This window comes from Aquaspirillum sp., assembly GCF_055136605.1.
The window spans coordinates 1-9,048 of sequence record NZ_JBSQVP010000077.1; the positions used below are offsets into that span (position 1 = coordinate 1).

General features: G+C 51.1%; 11 protein-coding genes and 1 pseudogene. 8 read left to right on the forward strand and 4 right to left on the reverse strand.

What is annotated here, in order from left to right; genetic code table 11:
• Positions 1 to 457 (forward strand): annotated as a pseudogene (locus ACTBZS_RS10885) (hypothetical protein); the annotation flags it as partial.
• A 50-nt stretch (positions 458 to 507) separates the two neighbouring features.
• Here the strand turns inward: ACTBZS_RS10885 and ACTBZS_RS10890 are convergent.
• Positions 508 to 774, reverse strand: a complete 267-nt coding sequence (locus ACTBZS_RS10890; RefSeq protein ID WP_463044138.1) for a phage integrase N-terminal SAM-like domain-containing protein — start codon at positions 772 to 774, stop codon at positions 508 to 510.
• 212 nt (positions 775 to 986) lie between these two features.
• On the opposite strand from ACTBZS_RS10890, the gene ACTBZS_RS10895 reads away from it, so the two are divergent.
• The 7 genes from ACTBZS_RS10895 to ACTBZS_RS10925 all read left to right on the forward strand — a co-directional run bounded on the left by ACTBZS_RS10895 (position 987) and on the right by ACTBZS_RS10925 (position 7,044).
• Complete coding sequence (locus tag ACTBZS_RS10895; RefSeq protein ID WP_463044139.1) at positions 987 to 1,538, forward strand: hypothetical protein; 552 nt, start codon at positions 987 to 989, stop codon at positions 1,536 to 1,538.
• Between the two features lie 2 nt (positions 1,539 to 1,540).
• Positions 1,541 to 2,134: a hypothetical protein gene (locus ACTBZS_RS10900; protein WP_463044140.1), complete on the forward strand. Its 594-nt coding sequence runs from the start codon at positions 1,541 to 1,543 to the stop codon at positions 2,132 to 2,134.
• A 282-nt stretch (positions 2,135 to 2,416) separates the two neighbouring features.
• Positions 2,417 to 2,929 (forward strand): methylated-DNA--[protein]-cysteine S-methyltransferase, encoded by a 513-nt coding sequence (locus tag ACTBZS_RS10905; RefSeq protein ID WP_463044141.1) that lies wholly within the window; start codon positions 2,417 to 2,419, stop codon positions 2,927 to 2,929.
• Positions 2,930 to 3,103: 174 nt separating this feature from the next.
• Entirely contained in the window at positions 3,104 to 4,534 is a 1,431-nt protein-coding gene (locus ACTBZS_RS10910) for a circularly permuted type 2 ATP-grasp protein (protein WP_022653806.1), read from the forward strand.
• Between the two features lie 3 nt (positions 4,535 to 4,537).
• Positions 4,538 to 5,464 carry an alpha-E domain-containing protein gene (locus ACTBZS_RS10915; protein ID WP_463044142.1) on the forward strand — a complete coding sequence of 309 codons (927 nt, stop codon included), beginning with the start codon at positions 4,538 to 4,540 and terminating at the stop codon, positions 5,462 to 5,464.
• Positions 5,464 to 6,258, forward strand: coding sequence for a transglutaminase family protein (locus ACTBZS_RS10920; RefSeq protein ID WP_463044143.1), 795 nt, complete (start codon positions 5,464 to 5,466; stop codon positions 6,256 to 6,258). The genes ACTBZS_RS10915 and ACTBZS_RS10920 overlap by 1 nt, the downstream gene beginning before the upstream one ends.
• Positions 6,259 to 6,288: 30 nt before the next feature.
• Positions 6,289 to 7,044, forward strand: a complete 756-nt coding sequence (locus ACTBZS_RS10925; protein ID WP_022653809.1) for a proteasome-type protease — start codon at positions 6,289 to 6,291, stop codon at positions 7,042 to 7,044.
• Here ACTBZS_RS10925 and ung read toward each other — a convergent pair.
• The 3 genes from ung to ACTBZS_RS10940 all read right to left on the reverse strand — a co-directional run bounded on the left by ung (position 7,041) and on the right by ACTBZS_RS10940 (position 8,780).
• Positions 7,041 to 7,736: a uracil-DNA glycosylase gene (gene ung, locus ACTBZS_RS10930; RefSeq protein ID WP_463044144.1), complete on the reverse strand. Its 696-nt coding sequence runs from the start codon at positions 7,734 to 7,736 to the stop codon at positions 7,041 to 7,043. The genes ACTBZS_RS10925 and ung overlap by 4 nt on opposite strands.
• A gap of 67 nt (positions 7,737 to 7,803) precedes the next feature.
• Positions 7,804 to 8,127 carry a rhodanese-like domain-containing protein gene (locus ACTBZS_RS10935; RefSeq protein WP_022653811.1) on the reverse strand — a complete coding sequence of 108 codons (324 nt, stop codon included), beginning with the start codon at positions 8,125 to 8,127 and terminating at the stop codon, positions 7,804 to 7,806.
• A complete protein-coding gene (locus tag ACTBZS_RS10940; protein WP_463044145.1) occupies positions 8,127 to 8,780 on the reverse strand; it encodes a protein-L-isoaspartate O-methyltransferase family protein in 654 nt (217 codons plus the stop codon). The genes ACTBZS_RS10935 and ACTBZS_RS10940 overlap by 1 nt, the downstream gene beginning before the upstream one ends.
• Positions 8,781 to 9,048 lie beyond the last annotated feature (268 nt).

The following is a 9,048-nucleotide window of genomic DNA, read 5'->3' on the forward strand; positions in this document are numbered from 1 at the left end:
CGACCGCCTCCAACTGGCCCCAACGGCATTAAAGAATTGGGTCGATCTGTTTGAACACTGGCAGGAGCAACACATCATGGCACAGCTGACACACACACCAGTAATGACTGTTTTGCAATCCTTAGAGCAAATGAGCCAAACCAAGGAAGAACGGTTACGGGCATTGGCACGCGAACGTGCGGTCTGGGATTACAACACCGACATCATTACTGCGCGGGAAGAGGGTTTAGAAGAAGGTATTCAAAAAGGTTTGGAAAAAGGCATACAAAAAGGTCGCGAGCAAGGCCGCGAAGAAGGCATGAAAATATTCCTCCGCAGTATGATTGAAACAAAATTTGGTCAACCATTACCAGATTGGGTGTTGTCGCGGTTACGGGCTGCGACGCCGGAGCAGTTGCAGCAGTGGGGAGTATCGTTAACGCAGGCGCAGCGGTTAGAGGATATTTTCGAGGGTTAGATTGGTAGGGTAGATGAGGTGGTGGGCACAGCGGTGCCCACCCTACTAGGCTAGGCTTGCACCACCTCATCGAGCCAAGGCAAATCTATGCCCAACACCTGCTTGTATAAATACAAAAGTGCCGCCTTGGCTTGGTTTTGCGTGGAGGCCGCTACCTGCCGCTCCACGGCCAGATAGCTCAAGAAAGCCTCTACCTCGGCGGCTCCCATCTCCTGTGGATGCCGTTTTTTATGAAACAAAATGAAACGCCGCGCCCAATCCACATAGGCTTGCTCGGTGCGAATGCTGTAATGCTGCGTGCGAAGATGAATACGCATGCGCTCCAGCAGTTTGGGCTGGTGTGTGGCATCGGTGTTGGGGGTGTAGGGTAAGACTGGCATCCGCAAAAATTTAGGTTTGCCTAAACGGCTGGCTGACTATTGAATTTTTCCTGTAGATGGGGCAGGATGATGACATTTTATCCGACTGCTGGTCAACGTGGGGCAGTCGTCTAATCCTAGTTAGGCTTTTTCATCACAAAGATCATCGTATGTCACAAGGAAAGCCCAGAAAACCTAATGGAGTCACGATTGACTCCATTGACGCCCACAACCCAGTTCAAACAGAAGCTAACTGGGTCACGGTGGCAAAGGCATTTAACCCTCTTGGTTTCGTAGCGGAGGCATATGCCAGAACCTTAGCCTATCGCCTTGAAACCAAACGCCTTGACGCAGAGATGCAACGAGTAAAGGCGCAAGCAGGCGTAATTCATGATGCCCTAGATAAAACTTACAAATTAAAAATGGAAGAGCTATCTCAGAGGCGTCTTGAAATTGATCGATTTTATGACACGGTTCAAGGCGAGTTGAAATTGCTTCACATTGAAAGAATGCAGGTATTAAAAATGGCCGAACGCGCGTCGCAGATGGCTCTTTCCAGTAAGACCTCGTCCGAACATAAAATAATCTACAAAGATATGGCAACTGAGCTTATTTCACAACTTTCTGCTTTTGGCGGCAAGGCAAATGAAAGTTTGGATGTTCTTGTGAAAAGTTTGCCTCCCATTTCAATGCCAGATCGTTTGCTTTCTTACGGAGATTAACCATGTTTTGGGTAATCGCCCCGATCGTAGCCGTTGGAGTTGTGGCGGCAATCATGTCGTCGGCATCCGAAGGAGAAAGAACCGCACGCAGAAATTGGGAGTCAAAACGCGAGGAAGTCAAAAAGACTGTCGAAGAACATCGAAAAAACATTGAAACTCATCTTAAACAGGCGCAACAATCTTATGATTTTCATTTTTTAACTGATCTTCATTTTTCTTCTCACAGGGTTGCTGATAGTGCATACAAACTTCTAAATGACGCCAGAGACTCTTTTGGCGCCATAATCAGAATTCTTAATCAAGCATTCACAAAGAAAAATGAACTGAAATCAAAATTAGAAACTTCAACCCGAGAACAGAAGAATGAACACTTAGCAGAAATCAGATCATTGAGTGATTTTATAGGCAAGGTTTTAGAGGACAAGAAAACAATGGAGTCGCAAAGAGATGCTCTACTCGCAGAGGTAAAGCGTCTGAATGCGCAAACAGCAGAATTAAAAGCGGCAATTCGTGACCGTTGTGGAGAAAAAGGGAGAGACTGGTATCAACGTCTTGAACAAAGAGCCCAAGCAAATAGATTACGCCGAGGAAAATAGTTTATATCTTTCACTCGCTTATTGACCTAACATTGCGCTCAACCCGGACGCCTTTGGCGCCGGTTAGCTGGGACGTTAGCCCTTTCTTTGGATCACCGAACATGTCAACCACGATACTTCTTGGCTACCCCCTTCATTCGTTAGCAAGCTGGCGTAGTTTTGTTGGATTGCCGGTATTTGGCAACCCAACAAAACCGACTAAACTTCGTCGTTCTTAACCTCGGACTGAACTCGAGGCTTTCCACACATAGGGTTACATACCGTTTAATCATGGGGGGAATGATGATTCATTTTGCTGTAGGCGAGTCGGATTTGGGGATGGTTGCCGTGGCAGCTAGCCAACAGGGGGTTTGTGCCATTGTGCTAGGGGAAGATCGAGCGCAACTTATCAACGAACTACAACATTATTTTCCAAAAGCCACACTGGTTGCAGGAGATGAAGCCTGCGAAAACTGGTTAGCGGAGGTGGTTCGTTTTGTTGCAACCCCGACTATCGGACTCGATTTACCACTTGATATTCAAGGCACTGCATTTCAACAACGTGTGTGGCAAGCCTTGTGTGAGATTCCTGTCGGCGAAACAGCAAGTTATACCGAAATCGCCCAACGTATTGATACACCCAAAGCCGTGCGCGCAGTTGCTGGTGCGTGTGCCGCCAATAAACTGGCCCTCGCCATCCCCTGCCATCGTGTCATTCGTCAAGATGGCAGCTTATCGGGCTACCGTTGGGGCATCGAGCGTAAACAGGCGCTGTTAATGCGAGAGAAAAACTCTCAACCACACAACCAACTTTAACCTGTCTATTCGACATCATGCACCACATTGCACACCATGTGCATAATCAGTGCGTGGTTGGGCGCGGTATTGGGGCAGAAACCATGCACTGCTGGCACTAAAGTGCTGAAAAACGGGGCGAAACCGTTGGCATGATCTTTGCGAGTACAGCAAAGACAGCCTTGGAGAGCCAATATGCATGCCCTGACCCTACCGGATGCGCGCCACCACGACGAGATGCTGCTCGCCAGCGGTGCCGTTCGCCCGCATTATCAACAGTTTGCTGAATGGCTACATTCACAAACCCCTGCCCAACTGGCAGAAAAACGCCGTGCTGCTGATCTATTGTTTCACCGTGTGGGTATCACCTTTGCGGTGAGTGGTGATGAATCGGGGGCTGAGCGTTTAATTCCCTTCGACACCATCCCACGCATTGTCCCCGCGACAGAATGGCAGATGTTAGAAGCCGGCATGAAACAGCGTGTGACCGCGCTCAATGCCTTCTTACACGACATCTACCACGACCATGCCATTGTCCGCGCTGGTTTAATCCCTGCCGAACAAGTCTTTACCAACAGCCAATACCAACCTGCAATGCAGGGGCTCGATTTACCGCATCGAGTGTATGCCCATATCACCGGCGTTGACGTGATTCGCCATGCAGATGGTCAATATTACGTCTTGGAAGACAACCTGCGCGTACCATCGGGGGTGTCGTATATGCTGGAAAACCGCAAGATGATGATGCGGTTATTCCCCGAATTGTTTACCCGTCATGCCGTGGCGCCGGTTGAGCATTATCCTACTTTACTGCTGGACACCTTACGCCGCGCCACCCCCAAAGATAACCCCACCGTGGTGGTGCTCACCCCCGGGCCGTATAACAGCGCCTACTTTGAACATGCTTTCCTCGCCCAACAAATGGGCGTGGAATTGGTCGAGGGACGCGATCTATTTGTCAAAGACGACCACGTCTTTATGCGTACCACCGTGGGGCCCGTGGCAGTCGATGTAATTTATCGCCGGATTGATGATGCCTTCCTCGACCCGCTGGCATTCCACCCCGATTCGATGCTAGGTGTACCCGGTTTATTGTCGGTCTATCGCAAGGGCAATATCGTTTTGGCCAATGCTATCGGTACTGGGGTTGCGGATGATAAGTCGATTTATCCTTATGTACCGGACATGATTCGCTTCTATCTCGACGAAGAACCGATCTTACAAAATGTCCCAACATGGCAATGTCGCAAACCACAAGACTTAAGCCATGTTTTGGCCAACCTTGGCGAATTGGTAGTCAAAGAAGTCCATGGTGCCGGTGGGTATGGCATGTTAGTTGGGCCAGCGGCAACACAAGCTGAAATCGAGGCCTTCCGCGCCCGTGTGCAAGCCAATCCAAGCAACTACATTGCCCAACCGACCCTCGCCTTATCGAGCTGCCCCACATTTGTTGAGTCGGGCATTGCGCCACGCCACATCGACTTGCGGCCATTTGTTTTGTCCACCGGCCAAGAAGTGAGAATGGTCGCGGGAGGATTAACCCGCGTGGCACTGAAAGCCGGCTCGTTGGTGGTGAATTCCTCGCAAGGGGGCGGCACCAAAGACACTTGGGTAATGGAGGGTTAAATCATGATGCTATCGCGAACCGCCGACCAGCTATTTTGGATGTCGCGCTCATTAGAACGGGCAGAAAACCTCGCTCGTTTATTGGATGTTAGCTATCGCCTAGCATTGATGCCACAGGCACGCGGCGACAAAGTCGAACTGGCAGTGCCGATGTTACTCACGGGCACATTAGACAGTTTCCATCAGCGTTATCCACAGCTCACACCAGAAAACATGCTGAATTTTATGGTGTTCGACAGCAGCAATCCGGCCAGTATTCTTGGCTGTTTGAAAAATGCGCGTGATAACGCTCATGCTGTGCGCGGCACCATCAGTGCTGAAATGTGGGAAGCCGTCAACGCGACTTGGCTCGAAGCCCGCGACCGCGCCTCTCGTCGCCATGCCTATTCTGATTTCTTCGACTGGGTGAAGGAACGCTCTCACTTATTCCGTGGTGCAACCTATGGCACTTTGCTCCGCAATGATGCGTATTACTTTATCCGCCTTGGCACTTTCGTTGAACGGGCCGATAACACCGCCCGCCTGTTAGATGTCAAAAGCCATTTGATGTCACCTGCTATCGAAGATAGCGCGCCGGATTACTACGCTTGGAGCGCCTTATTACACACCTTATCCGCCTTTGAAGCCTATCGCGCCATTTACCGCGACAGCATCAGTGCGCGGCGGGTCATCGAGTTGCTTGTTCTACAGCCCGACGTGCCGCGCAGTTTGTGTGCGTGTGCGGTGGAAATTCGCTCGATTTTGGACCACATCCAAGGCGAAACCGGACGCCCAGCAAAACGACTGGCGGCCAAATTAGTGGCTGGGTTGGAATATGGCAGCCTCGATGACATCCTCGAACAGGGGTTACACGCCTATCTGTCGCGTTTCTTGACAGATGTGCATGGTTTAGGCGAAGCCATCCACCGCGCTTATCTGGAGGCAGCATAATGAAGTTAGAAATTCGACATGAAACAGTCTATCGCTATGATGTACATGCCCATCACAGCACACAATATCTGCGTCTGACCCCTCCCAGCACCGATCATCAACGCATTGTCGAATGGGAGTTAAACCTTCCCGGAAAAGCCAGCAGTGGCGTGGATGCGTTTGGCAATATTTTCCATGTGCTGACCTTGGATCATCCCCATGACGAGATTCATCTGATTGCCAGCGGCGTAGTAGAAACCACCGATCAGCCGTGGCAACAAAGTGCGGGTTTACTGTCGCCGTTGGTCTTTTTGCGGGCCACCCCCCTGACCGAATGCGATCAGGCATTGCGACAATTTGCACAACCCTTTGCCGCTGCCATCGCCACCGATCCGACCTCCGGTTTGCAACAACTGGCCGCTGCCATTCTGGATACCATGCCATACCGTAAAGGGGAGACATTTTCTGACACGCCGGCGGCAATGGCTTTTGCTCAAGGGGCAGGGGTGTGCCAAGATCATAGTCATGTCTTTATTGCTTGCTGCCGTCAGTTGGGGATTCCTGCCCGCTATGTCAGTGGCTATCTGGTCACCGATGATGAAGGGCATGTCGCGAGTCATGCGTGGGCAGAAGCGTGGTTTGCTGAAGCATGGCATGGCTTTGATATCAGCAATGCCATGACGCCAGATGGTCATCATTTAACCTTGGCAGTGGGGCTAGACTATTTAGATGCGTGTCCGGTGCGCGGCGTCCGGCATGGCGGCGGTGGTGAAGAACTACATGCCCGCGCCGAGATTCGTGTGATTGAAGAATAACCCGCTGTTGAACCTAAGAGATCACATTACATGACTTATTGTGTTGCCCTACGTTTAAACGAGGGTTTGGTATTTGCCTCTGATTCCCGCACCAATGCAGGGGTCGATCATGTGGCGACATTTCGTAAAATGCACCGCTTTGCCCAAGCCGGTGAACGGCAAATTGTGTTGTTAAATTCGGGTAACTTAGCGACAACACAGTCGGTCATCAGTATGTTGCGTAGTCGCTGCCAACATGACGCACCCCATCTACTCAATGTGCCGTCGCTATACGATGCAGCGGTGCAAGTGGGGCAGATTTTGCGGGAGGTCATTGCCCGCGATAGCGTTGGCGGCAGTGGGGTGGATTATGGCGCCCATTTTTTAGTAGGTGGTCAGATTGCAGGTGAGCGCGCGCGCTTATTCCATGTCTATCCACAGGGCAATTTTATCGAGGCTACGGAAGACACCCCTTATTTCCAAATTGGCGAATCAAAATACGGCAAACCGATTTTAGATCGGGTGTTAGATACAGCAACACCGTTGGAGGATGCGGTGAAATGTGTGCTGATTTCTTTCGACTCCACCATTCGCTCGAATCTGTCAGTCGGTTTGCCGATTGATTTGTTCACCCTGCACGAAGGTGATCTCCACCCTGCCGCACCACGGCGAATTGATGAACGGGATGTCTATTTCCAAAGCCTACGCCGTGCTTGGGGGCAAGGGTTACGCCGTGTTTTTGCGCGCTTGCCACCGGCGCCAACCAGTGGCATCGGTACCGAGCGCGACGAGAAACCGGGTCATTAAACCGTTGTTCTTGCCCAATCGATAGTCGTTTGTCCGTGAGAAGTGAGCCATTGATTGGCTTGTGAAAACGGGCGGCTGCCAAAAAAGCCACGATAGGCCGACAGGGGCGAGGGATGCGCAGCGGTCAAGATGGCATGGCGGGGTGCAATCTGCCCCGCTTTGTTTTGCGCCCATTTTCCCCACAAGATAAAGACACAGGCTGGGCTGTGTTGGTTAACGCTGGCAATGATCGCATCGCTGATGCTGTGCCAACCCAATTTGCCGTGACTGCCGGCTTGGTCAGCTGCAACCGTCAATACGCTATTCAATAACAATACCCCCTGTGCCGCCCATCCGCTTAACTCACCGCTGTTTGGGGTAAGTAAGTCGAGATCACTCTGTAACTCGCGATAGATATTGCGTAAGGACGGGGGCAGTTTGATACCGGCATTGACAGAAAAGGCAAGGCCATTGGCCTCACCTGCACCGTGGTACGGGTCTTGTCCCAAAATCACCACTTTGGTGGCGGCAGGGCTGGGGAGGCTGCTGAGAGCGCGAAAAATTGTAGGCGCAGGCGGGTAGATGGTTTCCCCAGCTTGTTGGCGCTGTAACAACGCGGCGTCAATCTGCTGCAAGGTCGGATGTACGGTTTGCAGTGCCTGTTGCCAAGCAGGGGGAACGGTGTTCCAACTCGAAGCAAGAAAATTCAACATAGTCTGACCACAATAAAAAACGGCAACAGTGTGGCTGTTGCCGTTGTAATAAGATAAAACGAGTGGCTTAGTATTTTGCCATCGATGGGTCAACAATATCCGCCCATGCGGCAACTCCACCTGCCAAGCTTGCCACATTCTCAAACCCAGCATGGGCCAAGAAGGCTGCCACTTGATAGCTGCGTACGCCGTGGTGGCAAATCACCACCAACGGCACTTCATCGGGAATGTCGTTAAGACGATTGGGAATCGTCGCCATCGGGATTAAGACACTTTTCGCCAGATGACAGGTTTGAAATTCCCATTCTTCGCGCACATCCAATAAATAGGGCTGTGTGCGTTGTGTGTCTTCAAGCCATTCTGCCAGTTCGGCAACTGAGATTTCACGCATTAGAAAGTGAACTTTTCAGATTGTGGTGCGGCTTGTAAAGCACCTGTACAGGTTTCAAATACGACTGTCTCGCGCCAGCCCTGTTCGCTCTCGCGCACAATCAGCTTTGCTTCCATCAAAGGCGCTTCGCCAATAATGGCGAACAAACGGCCACCGACAGTCAGTTGTTGTTTGAGGGCTTCTGGTAACACAGGTACCGACCCACCTAAAACAATTACATCAAAAGGGGCTTGGTCGGGCAGACCCTGCATCCCATCAGCGACTTTGAGACTGATATTGCGAATACCAGCATGTGCCAGCTTGGTGCGTGCCGACTCAATCATGTTGTCGTCGATATCAACGCTATAAACATGTTGACCGAGGCTGGCCAATAAAGCTGTTAAATAGCCATTCCCCGTACCGATTTCTAAAATACGGTCTTCTTGGCGTAAGTTCAGTTCTTGGGCAATCCGTGCTTCCACTTTTGGTGCCAGCATCACAGCGCCATTGGCGAGGGGCAATTCCATGTCAACAAAGGCAAGCGCTCTTTGCTCTGCTGGCACAAAATCTTCGCGCTTAATTTGTAACATCAAATCCAGAACGCGCTGATCCAAAACCTCCCACGGGCGGATTTGCTGTTCGACCATATTAAAACGTGCTTTTTCGAAGTCCATGTAACCACCTTGCTTCAAGTGTGTATGACAATGCCGATGGGCGGCGATTATCCCACAATTACCCTGCTTTCACAGCATTAGCACGTTCATAGAATCTCCGTAAGGAAACCCCTGACTTGAGTCAGGGGAGGAATTGCGGGTGCGCGAAGCGCACCCTGTGGTAAAATCGAGCCACTTGCATTCAAGTCGCTGTGCATGGCTCCCAATCCAATGGTGCGCACCGGAGTTTTCGGTGGCCGGCATCCCAGGTTACCGCAAAGCGGTGGGA